Source organism: Caballeronia sp. LZ065 (assembly GCF_031450975.1).
In the GTDB taxonomy this organism is placed as follows: Bacteria; Pseudomonadota; Gammaproteobacteria; order Burkholderiales; family Burkholderiaceae; genus Caballeronia.
This window is the reverse complement of sequence record NZ_JARUXV010000001.1, coordinates 1,319,953-1,340,513: the sequence shown is the minus strand read 5'-3', so window position 1 is coordinate 1,340,513 and position 20,561 is coordinate 1,319,953. Positions and strand designations below refer to the sequence as shown.

The 20,561-nt window shown below is 65.0% G+C and carries 23 protein-coding genes and 1 riboswitch; of the genes, 12 read left to right on the top strand and 11 right to left on the bottom strand.

Going from position 1 to position 20,561, the window contains the following annotated elements; translation table 11 throughout:
* Window positions 1-67: 67 nt before the first annotated feature.
* The 3 genes from QCE63_RS06110 to QCE63_RS06100 form a co-directional block, all read right to left on the bottom strand.
* Window positions 68-1,564 (bottom strand): hypothetical protein, encoded by a 1,497-nt coding sequence (locus QCE63_RS06110; protein ID WP_309831516.1) that lies wholly within the window; start codon window positions 1,562-1,564, stop codon window positions 68-70.
* A 177-nt stretch (window positions 1,565-1,741) separates the two neighbouring features.
* A complete protein-coding gene (locus tag QCE63_RS06105) occupies window positions 1,742-1,966 on the bottom strand; it encodes a hypothetical protein (protein ID WP_309831514.1) in 225 nt (74 codons plus the stop codon).
* 123 nt (window positions 1,967-2,089) lie between these two features.
* A complete protein-coding gene (locus tag QCE63_RS06100) occupies window positions 2,090-2,410 on the bottom strand; it encodes a hypothetical protein (protein ID WP_309831512.1) in 321 nt (106 codons plus the stop codon).
* A gap of 238 nt (window positions 2,411-2,648) precedes the next feature.
* Here QCE63_RS06100 and QCE63_RS06095 point away from each other — a divergent pair, with 238 nt between their 5' ends.
* From QCE63_RS06095 to QCE63_RS06085, 3 genes are all read left to right on the top strand, one after another.
* Window positions 2,649-3,011 (top strand): hypothetical protein, encoded by a 363-nt coding sequence (locus QCE63_RS06095; RefSeq protein ID WP_309831510.1) that lies wholly within the window; start codon window positions 2,649-2,651, stop codon window positions 3,009-3,011.
* 59 nt (window positions 3,012-3,070) lie between these two features.
* Window positions 3,071-3,871 carry a phosphodiesterase gene (locus tag QCE63_RS06090; protein WP_309831508.1) on the top strand — a complete coding sequence of 267 codons (801 nt, stop codon included), beginning with the start codon at window positions 3,071-3,073 and terminating at the stop codon, window positions 3,869-3,871.
* A 64-nt stretch (window positions 3,872-3,935) separates the two neighbouring features.
* Entirely contained in the window at window positions 3,936-5,216 is a 1,281-nt protein-coding gene (locus QCE63_RS06085; protein WP_309831506.1) for an MFS transporter, read from the top strand.
* 8 nt (window positions 5,217-5,224) lie between these two features.
* Here the strand turns inward: QCE63_RS06085 and QCE63_RS06080 are convergent, their stop codons facing one another.
* The 5 genes from QCE63_RS06080 to QCE63_RS06060 all read right to left on the bottom strand — a co-directional run bounded on the left by QCE63_RS06080 (window position 5,225) and on the right by QCE63_RS06060 (window position 7,652).
* A complete protein-coding gene (locus QCE63_RS06080) occupies window positions 5,225-5,665 on the bottom strand; it encodes a response regulator (RefSeq protein ID WP_309831501.1) in 441 nt (146 codons plus the stop codon).
* 89 nt (window positions 5,666-5,754) lie between these two features.
* Window positions 5,755-6,387, bottom strand: coding sequence for a response regulator transcription factor (locus QCE63_RS06075; protein WP_309831499.1), 633 nt, complete (start codon window positions 6,385-6,387; stop codon window positions 5,755-5,757).
* A gap of 118 nt (window positions 6,388-6,505) precedes the next feature.
* The gene (locus QCE63_RS06070; protein ID WP_309831497.1) at window positions 6,506-7,081 is read right to left on the bottom strand and encodes a ferritin-like domain-containing protein; all 576 of its coding nucleotides are present in this window, start codon (window positions 7,079-7,081) and stop codon (window positions 6,506-6,508) included.
* A 171-nt stretch (window positions 7,082-7,252) separates the two neighbouring features.
* Window positions 7,253-7,414 (bottom strand): DUF1328 family protein, encoded by a 162-nt coding sequence (locus tag QCE63_RS06065; protein ID WP_016344888.1) that lies wholly within the window; start codon window positions 7,412-7,414, stop codon window positions 7,253-7,255.
* Between the two features lie 61 nt (window positions 7,415-7,475).
* Complete coding sequence (locus QCE63_RS06060) at window positions 7,476-7,652, bottom strand: DUF1328 domain-containing protein (RefSeq protein WP_309807883.1); 177 nt, start codon at window positions 7,650-7,652, stop codon at window positions 7,476-7,478.
* Window positions 7,653-7,804: 152 nt separating this feature from the next.
* Here QCE63_RS06060 and QCE63_RS06055 point away from each other — a divergent pair, with 152 nt between their 5' ends.
* Window positions 7,805-9,361 carry a sensor histidine kinase gene (locus QCE63_RS06055; protein ID WP_309831495.1) on the top strand — a complete coding sequence of 519 codons (1,557 nt, stop codon included), beginning with the start codon at window positions 7,805-7,807 and terminating at the stop codon, window positions 9,359-9,361.
* A gap of 229 nt (window positions 9,362-9,590) precedes the next feature.
* Window positions 9,591-9,725 carry an entericidin A/B family lipoprotein gene (locus QCE63_RS06050; protein ID WP_309831493.1) on the top strand — a complete coding sequence of 45 codons (135 nt, stop codon included), beginning with the start codon at window positions 9,591-9,593 and terminating at the stop codon, window positions 9,723-9,725.
* Window positions 9,726-10,126: 401 nt separating this feature from the next.
* Here QCE63_RS06050 and QCE63_RS06045 read toward each other — a convergent pair whose 3' ends face one another.
* Entirely contained in the window at window positions 10,127-10,909 is a 783-nt protein-coding gene (locus QCE63_RS06045; RefSeq protein WP_309833704.1) for a DUF4397 domain-containing protein, read from the bottom strand.
* A gap of 342 nt (window positions 10,910-11,251) precedes the next feature.
* A complete protein-coding gene (locus QCE63_RS06040) occupies window positions 11,252-12,193 on the bottom strand; it encodes an EamA family transporter (protein ID WP_309831491.1) in 942 nt (313 codons plus the stop codon).
* A 250-nt stretch (window positions 12,194-12,443) separates the two neighbouring features.
* A riboswitch (TPP riboswitch) is annotated at window positions 12,444-12,585 on the top strand.
* Between the two features lie 180 nt (window positions 12,586-12,765).
* Between QCE63_RS06040 and thiC the strand changes: the two genes are divergently transcribed.
* The 7 genes from thiC (at window position 12,766) to QCE63_RS06005 (ending at window position 19,787) form a co-directional block, all read left to right on the top strand.
* Complete coding sequence (gene thiC, locus QCE63_RS06035; protein WP_309831489.1) at window positions 12,766-14,697, top strand: phosphomethylpyrimidine synthase ThiC; 1,932 nt, start codon at window positions 12,766-12,768, stop codon at window positions 14,695-14,697.
* Window positions 14,698-14,930: 233 nt separating this feature from the next.
* Window positions 14,931-15,143 (top strand): glycine zipper 2TM domain-containing protein, encoded by a 213-nt coding sequence (locus QCE63_RS06030; protein ID WP_309831487.1) that lies wholly within the window; start codon window positions 14,931-14,933, stop codon window positions 15,141-15,143.
* Between the two features lie 206 nt (window positions 15,144-15,349).
* A complete protein-coding gene (locus tag QCE63_RS06025) occupies window positions 15,350-15,853 on the top strand; it encodes a hypothetical protein (protein WP_309831485.1) in 504 nt (167 codons plus the stop codon).
* Window positions 15,854-16,110: 257 nt separating this feature from the next.
* A complete protein-coding gene (locus QCE63_RS06020) occupies window positions 16,111-16,236 on the top strand; it encodes a hypothetical protein (protein WP_309831483.1) in 126 nt (41 codons plus the stop codon).
* A 278-nt stretch (window positions 16,237-16,514) separates the two neighbouring features.
* A complete protein-coding gene (locus QCE63_RS06015; protein ID WP_309831481.1) occupies window positions 16,515-18,116 on the top strand; it encodes an L-lactate permease in 1,602 nt (533 codons plus the stop codon).
* A 125-nt stretch (window positions 18,117-18,241) separates the two neighbouring features.
* Window positions 18,242-19,174, top strand: coding sequence for a DMT family transporter (locus QCE63_RS06010; protein WP_309831479.1), 933 nt, complete (start codon window positions 18,242-18,244; stop codon window positions 19,172-19,174).
* Window positions 19,175-19,259: 85 nt separating this feature from the next.
* Window positions 19,260-19,787 (top strand): hypothetical protein, encoded by a 528-nt coding sequence (locus tag QCE63_RS06005; RefSeq protein ID WP_309831476.1) that lies wholly within the window; start codon window positions 19,260-19,262, stop codon window positions 19,785-19,787.
* A gap of 37 nt (window positions 19,788-19,824) precedes the next feature.
* Here QCE63_RS06005 and arfB read toward each other — a convergent pair whose 3' ends face one another.
* On the bottom strand, window positions 19,825-20,238 hold the full coding sequence (arfB, locus tag QCE63_RS06000; RefSeq protein ID WP_309831474.1) for an alternative ribosome rescue aminoacyl-tRNA hydrolase ArfB: 414 nt from the start codon (window positions 20,236-20,238) through the stop codon (window positions 19,825-19,827).
* Window positions 20,239-20,561: the final 323 nt, after the last annotated feature.

The window sequence follows — 20,561 nt, the reverse complement described above, 5'->3', positions numbered from 1 at the left end:
AACCCCGGATGCCGATCCCGCTCACATACCCGCATCGCACATTCAGCTCGAGCGCACGCCACCCGCTTCACGCGCTCACGCTCTCCTTCACTCGCGCCGCCGTCGCGCCGCGCTCATCGACAGTCGATCCCGCGTCATACGCGCGCTCCGCCGTTCCAGGCAGCGTAGCCGCCCATCCAGCGCCCGCATCGATTCCCGCCGATGACGAACGACGCCACGTCCGCCAGCCCTTCGTTCCGCGCACCGCGACCCTCGCCGTGCTCGCGCACAGCGCAGCGGCGAACAGCACGCCCGCAAAAGACAGACAGTAGTTCGCCCCGATCAGATGCTTCTCGACCTCCATGAAGCCGTCCGCGAGCACGAGCGCGTATTGCAGCGCGCCCCAAGCCGCGAAAAACAAGCCTGTCGCCGCTACCGCGCCGATTCTCCGCGCCTGCGCACGCCACGCCACGACAAGCGCCAACCCCAAAATCAGCACGTTCAGCCGATGCGCATACATGCGTGACCAAAGCCGGAACAACGGGGCGTTCGCGAAACTCGGCGCGTTCGGCATGCTCATCCCGAGGCCGGGCAGCTGGGTCTGCTTGCCCTTGTCGAGCACGTACCGCGCCATGGCCGGAAGAATGCCCGGATGCGCGAGCGCGACGCGCACCGTGTCCAGATACGTCGCCTGCGCATCGCGCACGCATTGCACGCCGGCCTCGTCATAGCCCGGGTTGCCGATGCACGCGGCGAGTACCGGCTTGTTGCCGATCTTCGCCACGACGATGCCGTCGTGAGTCTTCAGCTCACTGAGAATGCCGAAGTACAGCGCATGATATTTGTTGCTGTCGGTATTGGGTCCGTACACCGAAGGCAACAGCGCGATGACCGTCGCCAGCACGGCCGCGCACGCCGTTTTGCGCGCTCCGAACGCGCCCGCAATGAAGGGCGCGAGCACCAGCGGCAACGCGAAGTAAGCCGTCTTCGACAGCGCGATGAAGCATCCCAGCCCGAACGCGGCCAGCGCATCCCGACGCCGTCCGCGCGCGCGGAAGATCAGAAGGCAAGCGCCGAGCATCGGCAGGCCGATGATCATCGACTGCTCTTCGAAGAACGAATTCAGGAACGCGATGAACGACGAAGACAGCGCGACCGGCGTAATCAGGATGAGATAGGCCCATGCGGCGCGGTGGCCCGCATGACGCCGCAGCGCAAGGAAAAACCCCGTATAGGCCGCGGCATAGGCGAGACGCCCGGGTACGGAACCCGCGATCACCGAATACGCCGACGCGCTCCCCGTCAGCGCAATGGAACTGAGAAGCTGGACGATCATCCAGATCTTGTGCGTGGAGAAAGAATACAGACGCTCGAAGCAGGGAGGATGCGAGCACACCTGCCAGTTGTCCATCCAGACGTGGAAATAGCGTTGTTGCCACGCCGCCGTACCGATGTCCGGCATGTCGGTGTTCCAGCCGAGCGGGTTGTCGATCAAAAAGCGGAACGTGCGCGCAAAATCGCCGTTATCGGCCCATCCCGTAAAAACATGCAGCATCGACACGGTCCACAAAACGGCCAGGTACATCACCGCCGTCCCTCTCCAGGCGACTACTCTGCGTACAGCCCCGAACATCGGTCGTTCTCATGGTTTTTTTGATGCGCGGATTTTATTATCGGTATTAAGAAGCCGCCAAATAATTATTACCCAGTGTGTGGCGCGCGCGAAACGAGTCCAACGTGCACGTAAAACATGCCGCCGATCTCACACGGCATCGAGCAGCCGCTCGGCGTCCCGCACGGCATCGAACAGCGCTTCGATCGGCGTATCGCGATCGAACACGCACAGATGCTCGATATCGAATGGCAGCGCCTCCACGCCGATGAAGCGCACCTTCCCGCTGAACGATTCGCGCGCCTTGCCGCGCCGTACCGAAGCAATGTAGTTCGGCGTGACATACAGCGCCATGGGCAGGGTCAGGGACGTCATGGCGGCCTCCGCAGCTCGGTCATGCCGGCCGGCATCCGGACGACGAGGCCAGTCTAGCGAGGACCACCCGGGAGGCGCACCCCGCATCATGCGGGGACGCGCACCCCGCTTTCGCCCGCCTCCCTACACCGAATGTCCCAGCACGCGCGCCACGTAGTGACGGCCCCAGGCCTCGCCATGCGCAATGGCCTCGGCGACGGTCTCGAACGGACCGTGGTCGCCGGTCATCTCGCCGGATTCGTCGGCCACGCGGCCGCCGTGGACCGGTTGGCGGTCGAGGCGCGTAACGCGCACGCGGATCGCATAGCCTTCGGACGGCGCCGCGTCGGCGTCGGCGTCGGCTTCGGCGTCGGCGTTCGCGTTCGCGCCGTCAACGCTCGGGCGCAACCGCGGCACGGTCTGCAGGGCGAGCAAGTAATCGCCCACTTCGATGTCTTTTTCCATGACGATCGTCTCCATCGTTAGACACGCAGTCCGAGCGCGCCGATACGCAAAGGGAAGCACGCCGTGCCGATTGTGCTACCGCATCACGCGACAAGACAAGCTGCCCGATCGGCCAGGGGCGCGCCCCGCCGCGATGCACTACAGTAATGCACGGCCGCGCACATGTTATAAAGCTCCGCCCCGACTCTCATCACGCCCGAACGCCGCTGGCTGCGCCGGGCATCGACCGGATTCATTGATGAATCGCATGTCCTCGCTGCTGTTGCTGCTCGCCCTTCCGCTCGTCACGCTCGCCGGCTGCACGTCTTATTACAAGAACGTCGAAGCCTGCAAGGGGAAGATGATCGCGGATTACCCCGACGCCGCCAGCGCGCCGCTCAAGATCACCGGCTCCAACGCCGCCTATCATGGATCGCGGGTGATCGTGCATGCGACCATCGACGAGCGGAGCCCGCCGCCTGCTGCCGACAAGGCCAAGAGGGTCACGAAGTACGCCGCGGCCGAATGCACCTTCAGCGAGCAATCGATGACGGGCTTCCAGTGGCTGTTGCCCGCGAAGCTCGCCCCCAAGCCGCCGGCCGACGACGCCGACGCCGAGTAAGCTCACCGCGAGACCCGGCCGCCCGCCCCACCGCGCGGCCGCATCGAGGAGATCGAGCCATGCTGCTAGCCCAGATCACCGATCTGCACATCACGCCGCCGGGCACGCTCGCCTATGGCCAGGTCGATACGGCCGCCTGTCTGGTGCGCGCCATCGACGCCCTGAATGCGCTCGACCCGCGCCCCGATGCCGTGCTCATCACCGGCGATCTCGTCGATGCGGGCGGTCTCGACGAATACCGGCACTTGCGCACGCTGCTCGACCGCCTGGCCATGCCGTGGTATCCGATGGCTGGCAATCACGATGCGCGCGACACCCTGCGCGCCGTCTTCATGGACCGCCTGCCGCTGGCCGATCCCGCTGACTTCATTCATTACGCGTTCGATGTCGGCGAGGTGCGCGTGATCGCGCTCGATACCCTGGATCCCGGCCACGGTTCCGGACGGCTGTGCCCCGCCCGGCTGGCCTGGCTCGAAGCACAACTCGACGCGTGCCCGGAGCGGCCCGTGCTGATCGGCATGCATCATCCGCCGTTTGCCTGCGGCATCGAGTTCATAGACGAGATCCGGCTCGCGCCCGACGACAGCCGCGCGCTCGACGCGCTGCTGCGCCGCCATCCGAACGTGGAGCGCATCGTGTGCGGTCACGTGCATCGTGCGATCAGCGCGCGCTTCGGCGGCACGCTCGCGTGGTGCGCGCCGTCCACGGCGCATCAGGTCGCGCTGCAACTGAGGCACGGCGCGCCCGAGGCGTTCGTCATGGAGCCGCCCGCCTTCGGCCTGCATCTCTGGCGCAAGGAGACGGGACTCGTCACCCATTGCATGAGCGTCGATCAGGGCGGCGGGCCGCAGCCGTTCTAACCGCGGCGAGCGGCCTGCGCGGGGCTTCAGTATCATCGGCGGCTGGCTTCCCGCACCCGCCGACATGTCGACTTCGCCACCGCATCCTCACGATTCACCCTATTCGCGCGCCACGCTGTGGCTGCTCGCGACCATCGCCGGCGTCTCGGTCGCCAACATCTATTTCAACCAGCCGCTGCTCGACGACTTCCGCGCCACCTTCCCGCACAGCGCGTGGCTGATCGGCGCGGTGCCGGCCGCGACCCAGCTCGGCTATGCGCTCGGCATGCTCGTGCTCGCGCCGCTCGGCGACCGTTTCGACCGGCGTCTGCTGATCCTGCTGCAACTCGCGGCGCTCGGCGTCTCGCTCGTGGCCGCGTGCTTTGCGGGCACGCTTGCCGTGCTCATCGCCGCGAGCCTCGCGATCGGCGTGGCGTCGACCATCGCTCAACAGGCCGTGCCCTTCGCCGCCGAACTCGCGCCGGCCGCCGAACGCGGCCACGCGGTCGGCACCGTGATGAGCGGCCTCTTGCTCGGCATTCTGCTGGCGCGCACGGTGTCAGGCTTCGTCGCGCAGTACTTCGGCTGGCGCGCGGTGTTCGGGGCGTCGGTGTTCGCGTGCGTCGCGCTGGCGGGCGTGGTGATCGCGCGCCTGCCGCGCAGCCGCCCCACCTCCACGCTCTCCTACAGCAAGCTGCTCGGCTCGATGTGGCATCTGACGCGCGAGAGCCCCGCGCTGCGTGAAGCGGCGCTTACGGGCGGCGCGCTGTTCGCCGCGTTCAGCATGTTCTGGACCGTGCTCACGCTGCTGCTGGCGGGCGAGCCGTTCCGCATGGGGCCGCAGGCGGCCGGCCTGTTCGGCATCGTCGGCGCGGCGGGCGCGCTCGCCGCGCCGCTTGCGGGCAAGTCGGCCGACCGGCGCGGGCCGCGCGCCGTGATCTCGCTGTGCATCGTGCTGACCGCGCTGTCGTTCGTCGTGTTCGCGTTGTCGGGACGCAGCATCAGCGGGCTCGTGATCGGCGTGATCGTGCTCGATGTCGGCGTGCAGGCCGCGCAGATCTCGAATCAGTCACGCATCTATGCGCTCAGGCCCGACGCGCGCAGCCGCGTCAACACCGTCTACATGGTGGCGTATTTCATCGGCGGCTCGCTGGGTTCGGCGCTCGCGTCGCTCGCCTGGCATACGCTCGGCTGGACCGGCGTCTGCCTCGCCGGGCTCGCGGCCACCGGGCTTGCGGGGCTGAGTCACTGGCGCAGGCGTGCGCGCACGCCGGAGGGTCAGGCGGGGACGCCAAAAGGTCAGACGGATATGCCGAAAGGGCAGACGGAAAGGCCGGAAGGTCAAGCGGAACAGCGCCCGCAATGAGCACCGCTTCAGCCGCGTTCGCGCGCGTAGTCGTGCAGCGCGTCGAGCACGCGATCGAATTCGAGTGACTTGTCGAAGAAGCGATGCACGCCGTATTGAAGGCATCGTTCGCGATAGGCGGGCAGCGCATGATTGGTCAGCACCGCGACGAACGCGTCCCGCAGATAACCCGCGCCGGCTTGCCCGAGCCACGCGAGCACGTCGATGCCGGATCCGCGCTTCAGTTGCAGGTCGACGATCACCGCATCGAAGCGCCGCGCCGACAGCAGTGCGATGGCGTCGTCGGGCGCATCGGCGCAGGCGGCCACGCGCCACGGTCCGAGCGCGTCGATCGCCTCGGTGAGACTGCTGCGGATCAGCGGCGAATCCTCGATCAGCAACACGGCCAGCGGCGTCTGATGCGGCGCTGCGTGCCGTGCCCGGTCGTCGGTGGTGATGTGATTGCCCACGTCGGGCGTCCTCCGGCTGAGACGCGCCGCACTCGGGGCGCGAGGCGCGCGATTCCTTTGCGTGGCGCCTGAACCTGAATGCAGCGCCGCTATTCGATGAGGCCGTTCTTGATCGCGTAATACGTGAGGTCGGCATTGTTTGCCAGCCGCATCTTTTCCAGCACCCGCGCCCGGTATGTGCTCACAGTCTTGACCGAGAGATGCAATTCCTGCGCGATTTCCGTCGGAATCTGCCCGCCCGCGAGCTTGCAGAAGATCTGGAATTCGCGCTCCGAGAGCACTTCGTGCGGCCGTTCCGCGGCGGGCTTGTCGAGCTTGTCGGCCAGCGCGTCGGCGATGTACTCCGACAGATAACGATGCCCGCGCGCCACCGTGCGAATCGCCCGGACGATCTCGTCGGGCGCGGCATCCTTGTTCAGGTAACCGTTCGCGCCCGCCTTGAGCAGGTTGATCGCGTACTGGCTCTCCGGATAGCCCGACAGCATCAGCACGCCCTGCTCCGGCCGGATCTGCTTGATGACGCGCAAGGTGTCGACGCCGTTCTTGTCGGGCATCGCGATGTCGAGCAGGACGACATCGAAGCTTTGCGCGCGTACGAGCGCGATGGCCTCGTCGCCGCTCGCGGCCTCGGCGGCGACTTCCATGTCGGGCTCGTCCGCGACGAACTGGCGAAAACCGCTGCGGACGATTGCGTGATCGTCGGCTATCAGGACTCGAATCATGCGCGCCATCCGTGCTGCCGGACGCTCTGTGTAAAGGTGGAGGCTCATTGTACGCATGCACGACGCCGGACACCGCGCGGGACAAGCCATCCGACGCGGCGCACGACCATCGCCGGCATCAACCGTTGCGGCCTTCCAGCAGATCCGCCATGTCGTCGGCGTGCTCTTCCTCGACGGCGAGAATGTCTTCGAACAGACGACGCGTCGTGACGTCCTTGTCGCCGAGATAGCGAATGATCTCGCGATACGTGTCGATGGCGATCCGTTCGGCAATCAGGTTCTCGCGGATCATGTCGATCAGATCCTTGCCTTCGCTGTACTGCGAATGCGAGCGCGAAGCCAGGCCATCGGGCGCGAAATTCGGCTCGCCACCCAGTTGCACGATGCGCTCGGCGAGCGTGTCGGCGTGTTCCTGTTCCTCGTTTGCGTGCTCGAGGAACTCCTGCGCAACGGCTTCCGAATGGATGCCCTTCGCCATGAAATAGTGGCGCTTGTAGCGCAGCACGCAGACGATCTCGGTGGCCAGCGAATCGTTCAGCAGCTTCAGCACCGTTTCGCGATCGGCGCCATAGCTTGCCGTGACAGGGCCATCGTCCATGTGCTGGCGCGCATCGGCGCGGATCTTGTCCAGGTCGAGCACGAACGGGTCCGACGACGTGTGGGGCGCAGCTTTGACAGCAGACGATTTGGACATGAGGTTCGCTCCTGAGAATGAGTTGAGGGGTCGATGGCTGGAGCAGGACGGCTGTTTTTGCGGAGACCGCATAGCGCCCTGCTATCCAAACACATACGCCGATGCATGCTGCATGCCCGCTCTATCGAATCCGCCGGAAAACGGGCTGTGGCGCGGCGCGGGCGCCGGCCGTCAGGTCCGGAAGACGCCGAGCAGCAAGGTAACGACGAACACCACCAGAAAAATGAAGAACAGGATCTTGGCAATCTCCGCCGCACCCGCCGCGATACCCGTGAAACCGAACACGGCGGCGATGATCGCAATGACGAAGAAGACGGCTGCGTAATGAAGCATGGGACCTCCTCCATGAATGGGTTCAGCGTGATCGGGTTCAGCGGGTCAGGAACAGGCGCCGCTAGTCGACGACTTTTTTCGTGACGACGAACCCCAGCACCAGGAACACGACGCAGAGGATCAGGAACAGCACGAATATGAACTTGGCGATGGCGGCAGCGCCGGCGGCGACGCCCGTGAAGCCGAGCAAACCGGCAATCACGGCCACGATCGCGAAAAACAAGGCCCACTTCAGCATGATCGTTCCCCGTATGAGTGATGACCGGACCATGCTAGTCGCGGCGCCGGGGCCGCGCACTCGGGCTGGCTCCTTTTTTGCTGTGGGAATCCACCGACACATGCTTTCAACGATCTTCGTTTTTTTCGCTCCACGATTTTCTCGATCACGCCATGAGCCAAGTCCCGCCCGCCCTGCCGTCCGAGCTTCTGGAAGACAAGGCGCCGCTCGCCACCGCCGCGCACGATGCGCCCGACAAGCCCGCCCCCGCCGGATTGGCGCGCCGCGCCGCGCGTGTCAATGAATGGATGCGCCGCTATAGCTGGGCCGTGGCGATGACCGTGGCGATCGTCATTACAGTGGGCGGGCTCGTGATCCTGGAGTCGGGACGCATGCGCATCGCCGCCGAGTACGAGACTGCGCTCGACGCGAAGGCTGCGACGGCGCAACTGTCGACGCTGGCCGCCGACATCGCCACGCTCGTCGGCGACGAACGCGGCTTCGCGCTCGATCCGGCCGCCGTCTTCCAGACGCATTTCCGGGATACCGCGAGCCGCGTGCAGCGTACCCTCGCCTCGCTCGACGCGTATTACCGGCGCATCGGCGACGACACCGCGCTCGCGAGCTTCGCGCAAGTTCGCAGTGCCGCCGTCAATGAAATTGCCCAAGGCAGCGCGCGCTTCTCCGCTCAGTCGCAGGACGCCGCCCCTTCCACCAATTCCATCCCTTCCACCAATTCCACCGCGCGCGCGAACACGCTCGCGCTGCCGCCGCCCGACACGAGCGTGACACTCGATGCCGCGCTGGCCCTGCTGCGCCTTAACGAAGATCAGCGTGCGCAGCACGCGCTCGATGCCAGCCGCGCCGACCAGCGCATCTCCACGCTGTGCGTCGGGGCGCTCTGCGCGCTCAATATCGTGTTGTTCCTGCTCCTGTTCCGCAATCTCGGCATCCAGCTCGACAAGCAGGCGCGCGTGCAGAAGGCGCTCATCACGCAGCAGGAAGAACTCGATCAACTGGTCTTCGCGCGCACGCGTCAGCTCGAAGCGCTGGCTTGGCATCTGCAATCCGTCAGCGAGAACGAAAAGACCGAGCTCGCGCGCGAACTGCACGACGAACTCGGCTCGATCCTGACGGCCAGCAAGATGGACGTGGCCTGGGTCCGCGGCAAGCTCAGGGATGCCGAGCCCGCGATGGCCGACAAGCTCACGCGCGCACTCGGCAATCTGGACCAGGGCATTGCGCTGAAGCGTCGCATCATCGAGGACATGCGACCGACCGTGCTGGCCAACTTCGGGCTCGTAACCGCGCTACGCTCGCTCGCCGACGAAGCCGCGCAACGCAATGGCTGGAGTCTTGAACTCGCTCTGCCCGAGGAGGATGTGAAGCTCGGGGAAGCGGTCGAGATCGCGCTGTTCCGTGTCGCGCAGGAGAGCCTCACCAATGCCGCCAAGTACGCGCATGCCAGCGGCATCCGCGTTGCGCTCGCACTCGACGACGAGACGGTGTCGCTCGCGATCCGCGACGACGGCATCGGCATCCGGCCGCAAGATCTGAAGCGTACCCAGACCCATGGGCTGGTGGGCATGCGTCAGCGCGTGTCGGCGCGCGGCGGGCGCTTCGACATCGAACGCGCGAGTCCGCGAGGCACGATGATCAGCGTATCGATGCCGCGGGAGCGGAGGACGGGACAGGTGGATCCGGCCCTCGGCCTGACGCCGCTCGTGTAGGACGATTCCCACTCGAAATGCGGAACGGGACTACAGGAGAATCCCGGCTCTGCCTACAGCCGGTCTGCTGCGCCTTTTTTATGATTGTTTTTACCGGTAGGTCGGGCGCTGAAATTGCTGGGTGCATCTGCCTTGCATCATTTGCCGCTGGCCAGACAGGCGCCTTTCCACCCGACACGATGCGCGATTGCGATTCCTGTCACGCATTTCAACTTCAAGGGGAATACACATGACTCGACTCATCGCACTTTTTCTGCTCGCCGGCACGGCGATGCTCGCAGGTTGCAACACGGTTTCGGGCGCCGGCCAGGACATTTCGAAGGGCGGCCAGGCCATCAGCAATTCCGCCGAAGAACACAAGTAAGCGCCAGACCTACGGTGCGCCGCCGCAGTGCGGCGCCTGCCTCGGCGCGCTGCATAGCGTTAATGTCGTTCCCTGTCGTCCCGCCGCCTTGTGTGGCGGGACTTTTTTTGTTGCGTGATGAACGCGCGTATCGCTCAGCGTGGCCTGCCGGCGTGGATCCACGCCTGCGTCGCCGCCATGATCAGCCGGTAACGCGCGCAGTTGTAGACCTCCAGCTTGTTTAACTCGTCGAGCAACATGGCTCGGAATCCGGGCGCCTGATCCTCGGTAAGGCCCAGTTCATCGATTGCCTGCTGTGCCGGGCGTCCGTCCCGGACCACGCGTCCCACGCGCTCTCTATCCCGCAACGAAAAACCGGCCGCAAGCGACCGGTTCTCCCTGATCCAAACCAACCGTTTAACTTACTGCGTATCCGGCAACTCCCGCACCGGTTGCTGCGTATTCCCGCCCTGCGCCACCAGCAGACGAATCTTCTCCGGAATCAGCTGCGAAAGCGCATTGCCGGAAGGAAGCGTCGTGATCAGCCAGTCCGCGTTGTTGACCAGATCGAACGAAGCCGACGTGTAGACCGGCGTCTTCGATCCCGGCAGCGTCGCGATCAGTTGATAAGTCCCGCCCGACACGTAGATCGAATCTTGCGTCGTTGCAGGCACGGCGTTCTTGTAGGACACGCCGGCCATCGTCGGGCTGACGTTGGCAATGCTCGCGTTCGGCGCGACCAGGTACAGGTCCAGGTTCGGCGCGTTCGTCGATGCGTTGAAGGCCCGCACCCGTGCGCTGCCCGAAAGCAGACCCTTGTCGAAGGGATCGTCGATCACCGCGATCGACGGCAGGAAGCCCGCGTCCGGCAACGCGATCACCGTGTATTCGTGACCCTTCGCTGCGTTGTTGATGCTGGTGTCGGTGGCGAGTTGCGTCGTCGTGTTGACGGCCGCGTAGGAGAAGTTGTGCTGGCCCGTGTCGATGTTCGCGAAGTTGGTTGCCGTCGGGTAGGCCAGGTTCGGCTGGAGGATCTTGCCGTTGTCGTAGAAGTCGACGTTCGGCCCGCCAGGCAGCGCGTGAACGAAATGAACCTGGGGCTGTGTGACGCCGATCTCCTTGCCCAGATCGTCCGAACTGCCGCCGCAAGCGGACAGCACGGAGGCAACGGCGGCGAGCGCGGCTGCGGTGCGGATGAGCTTCATGATTCCACCTTCCTTGTTGTAATCGACCACCTCGTTATGCGGATCGATACGCGCGAACGTCGAAATGTCTACCCCTTCCATCTCGCGGACCGACCTTCTGTTTTCCTTCCTTGCCGGTTTCGGCGGCGCAAGCCAGGCCGCGCATTCCGGTGCCAGCAATGAGCAATGCCCATGCCCCGGGTCGGTGCGCGCGGCTCGCATACGCGATGCGGGCCCTTGCGTGACAAGGCTTCGGGATTAGTTAGAGGAATTGTTCGGAAGAGCCGGGCAGGAACGCGCGTGCGGCTGCCGACTTCACGCGTCGTACCGCACGGAATGGTGGTTTTTACACAATGCAAGCGTTCAGCGCAGCCCGCGCCGGCGGTGATCGAACCAGAACGACAGCCCGACCGACAGCAGGATCACGACGGTGGCAATGACCGTCCAGCGCGTGACGATCTCACCCAGCAGCAGCGCGCCGAGCAGCACGGCCACGACCGGATTCACATACAGGCAACTGGTCGCGACGATCGTGCTGGTATGGCGGATGAGGAAGTTGTAGGCGACATAGGCGACCATCGAACCGATCAGCATCAGGTACAGGAACGAGACGCCCGCGCCGAGGCTGACATGCGTCAGGCGTTCTCCGGCGGCGAAGGCGATGCCCGTCGCAATGAGCCCGCCCAGCCCGATCTGCAGCGCCGTGGACATCAGCAGGTCGGTCGGCTGCGGCAGGCGGCCCGCCAGATGCGCGCCGCCTGCCCAGAAGATCGCGGCGCACAGGATGGCGAGCGTGCCGACCGTGGAACTCGCCGAAGGATCGCCGTGATTCAGCAACACGATGCCGATCAACCCGAGCGCCACCGCGAGCCATTCGCCGCGCGCGACGCTCCGCCCCGACAGCGCGGTGAAGAGGGTTGCAAAGAGCGGCACGGTGGCGACCATCACGGCGGCGGTGCCGGTGCCCACGGTGCCCATGCCGTAGGCCATCATTCCGCTCGACAGACCCTCGAGCAAGGTGCCGACGATCGCCGCATTGCGCACTTCGCGCGCACTGGGCCACACGGCCTTGCGATGCACGGCGAGTGCGAAGAGCCCGACACCCGCGCACAGGTTGCGCAGGCCGCCGAGCAACAGCGGCGGAAACGATTCGAGCGCGAGATGAATGCCGAGATACGTCGAGCCCCACACGAGATAGACGACGGCCAGCGCAAGCACGACCTGCCCCTTGAAGGAGCGCGGCGCACGGAACGGAAAACGATCGGGAAAACTGAATGGCAGGCGCGGCGGCGGAAGCGCGGACATGCGTTACTCCGCGACGGCTGCGCGCCGGATCGATGAAACAAAAACCGGCGAAAGCGCTGCGGCGAAAACCAGACTCAACGGCATGGCGGAACGAGGAAAAGCGGGATAGACGGAGTACGCAGGAAGGTCCGCAAACGCCCCGGGAAAACCCGGAATTTGCGGCGCCCGCCATTATGCAGTAAGCGCCCTGCCCGTTCGAAGGATTTCGCCGATGGTTGCCAAGACGCCACGCCGCGGTGTAATGTCACGGCTGCTAACGCGGGGGTCCTGCGTTGCGCATCGCGGTTTGGCCGGCCTGACAGGGCCGAACCGCTTCGTGCGGCGTGGGTGAGAAATACCCTTTGAACCTGATCTGGATAATGCCAGCGCAGGGAAGCGTTCGGGCTCCATGGCCTGCCGCATCCGGCCACCTCTTCCGAGCCCGTTCCTTTCCATCTCGTTCCTCCTGTCTAGCTCCTGAGTCAGCCCGGGCAGCGTCATCGCTCGTGCTGAAAAAATATCGTCCCTATTGCTTCGCATGGGACGGAAGCAAGCGCGCGAGCGCTCACTTCTGTCACAAGGAGAAACAGCACATGAATGCCAATCCCAAGTTCCTGTCCGAAAACGCCGTCGTCGACGCCGCCGCCATCGCGCCGCTGCCGAACTCGCGCAAGGTCTACGTCACCGGTTCGACGCCCGACATCCGCGTGCCGATGCGCGAAATCAGCCAGTCCGATACCCCCGACGGCTTCGGCGGCGAGAAGAATCCGCCGGTCTACGTGTACGACACGTCCGGCCCGTACACGGACCCGGATGCGAAGATCGACATCCGTTCGGGATTGCCCGCGCTGCGCGGCGCATGGATCGAACAGCGCGGCGACACGGAAGCACTCGCCGGCCTCTCCAGCGACTTCGGCCGCGAGCGCGCCGCCGACGCGAAGACCGCCGAACTGCGTTTTCCCGGCCTGCATCGCCAGCCGCGCCGTGCGCTCGCCGGCAAGAATGTCTCGCAGATGCACTACGCGCGCGCCGGCATCATCACGCCGGAGATGGAATACATCGCGATCCGCGAAAACCAGCGGCGCGCCGAATACCTCGAGAGCCTGAAGCAGAGCGGCCCGAACGGCGAGAAGCTGGCCGCCATGATGGGCCGCCAGCATCCGGGCCAGGCGTTCGGCGCGGCGGCGTTCGGCAAGGACGCGCTGAAGGCGATCACGCCCGAGTTCGTGCGCGAGGAAGTGGCCCGCGGGCGCGCCATCATCCCGGCGAACATCAATCACCCGGAAAGCGAGCCGATGATCATCGGCCGCAATTTCCTCGTGAAGATCAACGCGAATATCGGCAATTCGGCGGTGACGTCGTCAATCGGCGAGGAAGTCGACAAGATGACCTGGGCGATCCGCTGGGGCGGCGACACCGTGATGGACCTCTCCACCGGCAAGCACATCCACGAAACGCGTGAGTGGATCATCCGCAATTCGCCGGTGCCGATCGGCACGGTGCCCATCTACCAGGCGCTCGAAAAGGTCAATGGCCGAGCGGAAGACCTGACCTGGGAAATCTTCCGCGACACGCTCATCGAGCAGGCGGAACAGGGCGTCGACTATTTCACGATCCACGCCGGCGTGCGTCTGCAATACGTGCCGCTGACCGCCAACCGGATGACGGGCATCGTGTCGCGCGGCGGCTCGATCATGGCGAAATGGTGTCTCGCGCATCATCGCGAGAGCTTCATCTACGAGCACTTCGAAGACATCTGCGAAATCATGAAGCAGTACGACGTCTCGTTCTCGCTCGGCGACGGCCTGCGTCCCGGCTCCATCTACGACGCCAACGACGAAGCCCAGCTCGGCGAACTGAAGACGCTCGGCGAACTCACGCAGGTGGCGTGGAAGCACGACGTTCAGGTGATGATCGAAGGTCCGGGCCACGTGCCGATGCAGCTCATCAAGGAGAACATGGATCTCCAGCTGCAATGGTGCGACGAGGCGCCCTTCTACACGCTCGGGCCCTTGACGACGGACATCGCGCCGGGCTATGACCACATCACGTCGGGCATCGGCGCGGCGATGATCGGCTGGTTCGGCACGGCGATGCTGTGCTACGTCACGCCGAAGGAGCATCTCGGCTTGCCGAACAAGGACGACGTCAAGGTAGGCATCATCACCTACAAGCTCGCGGCGCACGCGGCCGATCTGGCCAAGGGTCATCCGGGCGCGCAGGTGCGCGACAACGCGTTGTCCAAGGCGCGTTTCGAATTCCGTTGGGACGACCAGTTCAACCTGGGCCTGGATCCGGACAAGGCGCGCGAATTCCACGATGAAACTCTGCCGAAGGATTCGGCCAAGGTCGCGCACTTCTGCTCGATGTGCGGCCCGCATTTCTGCTCGATGAAGATCACGCAGGACGTGCGCGACTTCGCGGCGAAACAGGGCGTCAGCGAACAGGAAGCGCTGGCGAAAGGCATGGAAACCAAGGCGATCGAATTTGTGAAGAAGGGTTCGGAGATTTATCAGCCGACCTGATGCCCGACGCCTTTCAGTAGCCTACAACGGCCTGACGTGCCTGATGTGCGTCAGGCCGTTTTGATTCGTGCATCCGGGCGCGAGCCTTGTCCTGTAACGTCCGGGCCTCTCCTGACGAATCAGGCACTTTTCCTGCTGATCCAGCGATGAAGCGGTCTGAACCCGCGCGGCCCTGCAGATGCCTGGAAGCCGCACCACCGCCGCTTCACTCAATATCGCATTGGAGAGTCGACATGAAAAACATCAAACAGATCGGCGTCGCTGCAACGGTCGTGGCGCTTCTCGGGGGCCTGACAGCCTGCGGCGACATGAGCACGCGTCAACGGGATACCGCGATCGGCGCAGGCGTCGGCGCGGCGGGCGGCGCCGCCATCGGCGGCAGCGGACTTTCGACGCTCGGCGGCGCAGCCGTCGGCGGCGTCATCGGGAATCAGGTCGGGAAGTAAGCCGGTCTGCGCAAGGCGGCGAAACGCAGTCGTTTCGTCGCCACGTTTCAGATCTGACACAAACGGCCCCGCGAATCCTCTCTCCTCCGACCGCTGGCCGAGCGCAGCGCCGCCGTTCGAGTAAGCTGCTTTATGACGGACCCGCCCGGCTGCAACGCTTCATCATCGATCTACACCGGGCGTTACACACCGTCAGGAGCAGCATCATGGAATTCGCTCGTCTCGTTCTCCGAAGGTCGGCTGCACTGGCGGCCACGGTAGCCGCAACGCTTCTTGGCGGGTGCTACTACGGTTATCCGGCCTATCCTTCCTACCCGGTCGTCAATCCTGTCTACACGCAGCGCGAGTTCACCGTCCCGGCCTCCGGCGCGACAGTTGCCACCGCATCTTCGGCAAGCTTGCCGCCGCAGTACGAGTACGCGATCGGCGCCCCCGATCCGAACTATTACCAGACCTATCCCTACCCGTATCCGTATGCGGGCTACCCTTATTACCCCGCCTATGGCGGCTATCCCGGGTATTACGGGTACGGCTACGCGCCGGTTTCATTCAGCTTCGGCTACTGGGGCGGCGGCGGTTGCTGTTGGGGCCGCGGCTGGCGTGGCGGCGGTTACTACGGCCATGGCTGGCACGGCGGCGGCGGATACGGGCACGGATGGCAAGGCGGCGGCGGCGGCTGGCACGGTGGCGGCGGCGGACACGGCCACTAGATCCGGGCGTCCCGGCGCGGCGAGTGCCGGTACGCGATATCGACTTTGCTCACGAGTAACAAAGCTGCAACATTTTCCGCGCGCTTGACTCGCATCAGCGCATAAGCGGCTTGCGTGCGCTGGACCACTTTCCTTTTCCGTCAAAGACTTGGCGGATATCGCCAGACCTATGGCACGAAACTGGCTAATCGTGTCCCTCATTTGCCGTCGCGCAACGCGGATCAAGGTTGCGAAACATCGGTTCTCGGGAGTCGGACATGATGGCCTTCGTGTTTTTCCTGCTTTGGATGCTGGCTTCGCTCGGCTTGCTGACCATCTGGGTTTTCCGGCAGACGCCCATCGCCCGTCGCGAGGAAGCCGTGCCGAGCGGCGCCGAGGGCTGAGCGCCCGGGCGTCAGCGGCGTCCGTTCATGCGTCGTTCGGCGCGCGCCAGGCCACGTGTCGGGCATGCCTGCGCCCGAAACGCCACAATGCGCACGCATTCACGCCTTGACGCAAACGGATCGCGCCCTATTCTTAGTGAGCGCGTTATGCGCCCGCTTAAGGCTTCGGTGCCGCGCCGATGCGCCCGAAGCGCGGACGCCCGCAGCTTTCGCATCGATGGGACGCGCACGGCGGCGAGCCAGCCCGCCGCTCCCGCTCATGTCCGCCAGGAGACGCGATGTTCCATCAGATCCTCACGCCGATCGCCCATTCGCTGTTTGCATCGTTCATCGTCGCTGCGCTGCCCATCCTGCTCGTGCTCGTGCTGCTCGGTTGGGCGCGCCGCCCCGCCTGGCAGGCCTCGCTCGCGGGTCTCGTGCTGGCGCTGATCATCGCGGTCGCGGGCTGGCACTTCCCGGTCGGACTCGCGCTCGATTCGATCGCGGCAGGCGCCGTCTTCGCACTCTGGCCGGTCATGTGGATCGTGTTCGCCGCCATCCTGCTGTACAACATCGCCCAGCGCTCGGGGCGCTTCGAAGCCTTCCGCCTGTGGATGGTCGACAACCTGCCGAACGACCGGCGCATCGTCCTCGTCGTGATCGGCTTCTCGTTCGGCGCGCTGCTCGAAGGCATCTCCGGCTTCGGCACGCCGATCGCCATCACGAGTTCGCTGCTGATCCTGCTCGGCTTCCCGACGCTCGAAGCCCTCACCTTCACGCTGATATTCAACACCGCCCCGGTCGCCTTCGGCGCGCTCGGCGTGCCGATCACGGTGCTCGGCGCGGTCACGCATCTGCCCACCGACGCTCTCGCGAAAATGGTCGGCCGCCAGTTGCCGCTGTTCGCGCTGTTCCTGCCGTTCTACGTGATCGGCGTGTATGCGGGCTTTCGCAACATGCTGCGCATCTGGCCGGTGCTGCTCGTCTCGGGCGGCAGCTTCGCGCTGACCCAGTTCGTGACCTCCAACTTCATCAGCTATGCACTCACCGACGTGCTGTCCTCGCTCGTCTCGCTGATCCTGACGATCGCTTTCCTGCGCGTGTGGAAGCCGGTTGCGGACGAGCGCTTCGCCGTCAACGTCGACCGCCTGTCCGAGACGCGCGCGACGCTCTCGGGCGGTCACGGCTGGGTGCCGTGGATTGTCGTGTCGGTGGTGGTGATCGTGTGGACGGTGCTGAAGATCTTCCTGATCGGCGACGTCAAGATTGCCTGGCCGGGTCTCGACAAGGCCGTGTTCATCACGCTGTACAACCAGCCCTATGGCGCCATCTGGGACTTCCAGCCGCTCGCGACCGGCACGGCGATCCTGGTGGCGGCGATCATCACCGCGCTGCTGGTGAAACTGCCCGCGCGCGACTTCGGCGCGGCGATCGGCGATACGTGGGTGCAGACGCGCATCGCGATCCTCACGGTGGCGACCATTGTCGGACTGGCTTACCTGATGAACTACTCCGGGATGAACTACACGCTCGGTCTCGGCGTGGCGTCGGTGGGCGCGTTCTTTCCGCTCGTCTCGGCATTCCTCGGCTGGGTCGCGGTCTTCCTGTCGGGCAGCGATACCTCGGGCAATGCGCTGTTCGGTAACCTGCAGGTGGTGGCGGCGAACCAGCTCAATCTCAATCCGGTGCTGATGGCGGCGACCAACTCGTCGGGCGGCGTGATGGGCAAGATGATCTCGCCGCAGAACATCGCGACGGGCGTCGCCACGACCGAACTCAAGGGACGTGAGGGTCTCGTGTTCGCCCGCACCTTCTGGCATTCGATCCTGCTCACCGTGCTGCTGGGCGTGCTCGTGTGGCTGCAGCAGAACGTGCTGACGTGGATGATTCCGCCGCATTGACGGCGGGGGGCCGGTGGGAGTGGCGTCTACCGGTTCTTGCGCTCTCGTCCGGAGGATGTCCGAACGGGTAAGGGCCGGTGTTAGGATGCGCGGACTTTCGTTGCATTCCCGATGTCCGCCCTGCCATGTCCCTCGCCAACCTGCTGCAACTGATCGTGCTCGCCGCCCTGTGGGGCGCGTCGTTCCTGTTCATCCGCGTGGGGGTCGTCGAGTTCGGCGTCGCGCCGCTGATGGCACTGCGAGTCGGCATCGGCGCGTTGTTCCTCGTGGCGATGCTGCTCGCACGACGCCCGCTCGACGCCACCCTGGCGACGCTGCGCCGTTGCGGGTGGCCGTTGCTGATCGTCGGCATCCTCAACTCGGCCGCGCCGTTCTGCCTGTTCGCCTATGCGGAGCTGACGCTTTCGGCCGGCGCGACCTCCGTCATCAATGCGACCACGCCCTTATGGGGCGCGCTGGTGGCGTACCTGTGGCTCAGGGATCGCCTGACGACTGTGCGCACCATCGGCATGGCGATTGGTTTTGCGGGCGTGATGGTGCTCGTGTGGAACCAGATTGCACCGGCGGCGGGCGCCGCCGCCCCTGCCGTGCCGGTGCAAGGCCTGCTCGCGGCAGCCGCGGCGCTGGCAGCGGCCGCGCTCTACGGGGTGGCGGGCAACTTCGCCAAGCGCTATCTGACGGACGTCGATGCGCTCACCAACGCCGCCGGCAGCATGCTCGGCGCCACCGTTACGCTGGCGCCGCTCGCGTTTCTCACCTGGCCGGCCGCGCCGGTGTCCGCGCAGGCCTGGGGCGCGGTGCTGGCGCTGGGCGTCGGCTGCACGGGTATTGCCTACTTCATCTACTTTCATCTGGTCGCCGTCGCCGGTCCCGCCCGCGCGATGACCGTGACCTTCGTCATTCCGCTCTTCGGCATCTTGTGGGGCGCGTGGTTTCTCGGCGAACCCGTCTCGCTCGCGATGATCGCAGGTTGCGGGATCGTGCTCGCGGGCACGGCGCTCGCCACCGGCGCGCTCGGGCGCCTGCCGTTGCGAAGGCGACGCAAGCTCGCGCGGTGAATCAGACTTTTCCTGTGACGCGCGAGCCGCCGAGATGCGCGCGAGTCCGCGTCATCCTTCGCGCCTTGCGCACGGAGCCGCCGCCATGGGAATGTCGTTCGCCGAAATCAAGCACGAGATGCTCAAGATGGTGCCGCCCACCCTCTTTTTCTTCGTGCTGCTGCATGGGGTGATCCTCGTCCGCGCGCTGATGGTGAGGGGCACCGGCATCTCGCTGCCGACCTCGTTCCCGGTCATCGTCGCATCGCTGATTCTCGGCAAGGCCGTGTTGCTCGCCAACATGCTGCCGTTCATCAATCGCTATCCGGAGCGGCCTTTGATCTGGAACGCCGCCTGGAAGACGCTCATCTATACGATCGTCGCGGGGTTGCTGCATTACCTCGAACGTCTGTTCGAGTTCTGGAAGGAGACGCATAGCCTGAGTGCCGCGCATCATGAATTGATCGGGCAGATCAACTGGCCGCAGTTCTGGGCGGTGCAAATCCTGCTCGTGCTGATGATCGGCAACTACTGTGTCTTTGCCGAGCTTGCCCGTGTGATCGGCAAAGACACGATGAAGCGATACTTTCTGGGTCCGCGCGTTGGGCAGCCGCCTGGGTTGAGACGGGGTTGAGACGGGGTTGAGACGGGCCTGGGCAGCTTCGGCGATCTTATTCGCTGCGCACGGGTCCACGGCCTGCCTTGATGGCGCCGCGCTTGACCTTGCCTTCGACGCGCCGGACTTGCGACCCGCGCGTCGGCTTCGTGGCGATGCGTGTGCGCCGCGTGATGCTGACGCTGTGGATGAGTTCGTCGAGCCGGGCGAGCGCCGCCGCGCGGTTCATGTCCTGCGTGCGATGTTCCTGCGACTTGATGACGATGACCCCTTCGCGCGTGATGCGGCTGTCGGAGAGCGCGAGCAGGCGCGCCTTGATGTGTTCCGGCAGCGATGACGCGCGAATATCGAAGCGCAAGTGAATCGCGCTCGACACCTTGTTGACGTTCTGGCCGCCCGCGCCCTGTGCGCGCACGGCGGTCAGTTCGACTTCGTTCGGCGGCACGGCGAGGGTTCCGGTAATCGTCATCGATCCGCTCCTGTGGTGCGGTTCTTTATGAGGGGGTGGGTGCGGTTCATGCCTGCCGGCGCGGCTTTGGGATGGTTCGGATAGCGCATTCAGGCGATTTGCGGTTCAGGCGCCAGCATAGCAAAGCGAGGGGGGGGGCGCTCGTGGGCTTCGCTTGGATTGCTTGTGTTCGCCAGGGCTTCTATGGACTTCCCGTATTCGCGTCGGTTTGCTAGCACTGCCCCGGGCCTGTCAGCAATTTCGTGTTTGAGGCATAACATGCTCACAAGGAGAATTTATGCCTCGCAAACCGAAAACGCAGCCGGCGGATCTGCCGACGATTC

Bases quoted from the DNA above. Each gene is read 5' to 3' on its own strand.
- QCE63_RS06045 (WP_309833704.1), bottom strand. From the start codon at position 10,909: ATGAAGCTCATCCGCACCGCAGCCGCGCTCGCCGCCGTTGCCTCCGTG.
- QCE63_RS06090 (WP_309831508.1), top strand. From the start codon at position 3,071: ATGCTGCTAGCCCAGATCACCGATCTGCACATCACGCCGCCGGGCACG.
- QCE63_RS06105 (WP_309831514.1), bottom strand. From the start codon at position 1,966: ATGACGTCCCTGACCCTGCCCATGGCGCTGTATGTCACGCCGAACTAC.
- QCE63_RS06040 (WP_309831491.1), bottom strand. From the start codon at position 12,193: ATGTCCGCGCTTCCGCCGCCGCGCCTGCCATTCAGTTTTCCCGATCGT.
- QCE63_RS06030 (WP_309831487.1), top strand. From the start codon at position 14,931: ATGAAAAACATCAAACAGATCGGCGTCGCTGCAACGGTCGTGGCGCTT.
- QCE63_RS06085 (WP_309831506.1), top strand. From the start codon at position 3,936: ATGTCGACTTCGCCACCGCATCCTCACGATTCACCCTATTCGCGCGCC.
- thiC (WP_309831489.1), top strand. From the start codon at position 12,766: ATGAATGCCAATCCCAAGTTCCTGTCCGAAAACGCCGTCGTCGACGCC.
- QCE63_RS06055 (WP_309831495.1), top strand. From the start codon at position 7,805: ATGAGCCAAGTCCCGCCCGCCCTGCCGTCCGAGCTTCTGGAAGACAAG.
- QCE63_RS06075 (WP_309831499.1), bottom strand. From the start codon at position 6,387: ATGATTCGAGTCCTGATAGCCGACGATCACGCAATCGTCCGCAGCGGT.
- QCE63_RS06020 (WP_309831483.1), top strand. From the start codon at position 16,111: ATGATGGCCTTCGTGTTTTTCCTGCTTTGGATGCTGGCTTCGCTCGGC.
- QCE63_RS06050 (WP_309831493.1), top strand. From the start codon at position 9,591: ATGACTCGACTCATCGCACTTTTTCTGCTCGCCGGCACGGCGATGCTC.
- QCE63_RS06060 (WP_309807883.1), bottom strand. From the start codon at position 7,652: ATGCTGAAGTGGGCCTTGTTTTTCGCGATCGTGGCCGTGATTGCCGGT.
- QCE63_RS06110 (WP_309831516.1), bottom strand. From the start codon at position 1,564: ATGTACCTGGCCGTTTTGTGGACCGTGTCGATGCTGCATGTTTTTACG.
- QCE63_RS06065 (WP_016344888.1), bottom strand. From the start codon at position 7,414: ATGCTTCATTACGCAGCCGTCTTCTTCGTCATTGCGATCATCGCCGCC.
- QCE63_RS06100 (WP_309831512.1), bottom strand. From the start codon at position 2,410: ATGGAAAAAGACATCGAAGTGGGCGATTACTTGCTCGCCCTGCAGACC.
- QCE63_RS06095 (WP_309831510.1), top strand. From the start codon at position 2,649: ATGAATCGCATGTCCTCGCTGCTGTTGCTGCTCGCCCTTCCGCTCGTC.
- QCE63_RS06015 (WP_309831481.1), top strand. From the start codon at position 16,515: ATGTTCCATCAGATCCTCACGCCGATCGCCCATTCGCTGTTTGCATCG.
- arfB (WP_309831474.1), bottom strand. From the start codon at position 20,238: ATGACGATTACCGGAACCCTCGCCGTGCCGCCGAACGAAGTCGAACTG.
- QCE63_RS06025 (WP_309831485.1), top strand. From the start codon at position 15,350: ATGGAATTCGCTCGTCTCGTTCTCCGAAGGTCGGCTGCACTGGCGGCC.
- QCE63_RS06010 (WP_309831479.1), top strand. From the start codon at position 18,242: ATGTCCCTCGCCAACCTGCTGCAACTGATCGTGCTCGCCGCCCTGTGG.
- QCE63_RS06070 (WP_309831497.1), bottom strand. From the start codon at position 7,081: ATGTCCAAATCGTCTGCTGTCAAAGCTGCGCCCCACACGTCGTCGGAC.
- QCE63_RS06005 (WP_309831476.1), top strand. From the start codon at position 19,260: ATGGGAATGTCGTTCGCCGAAATCAAGCACGAGATGCTCAAGATGGTG.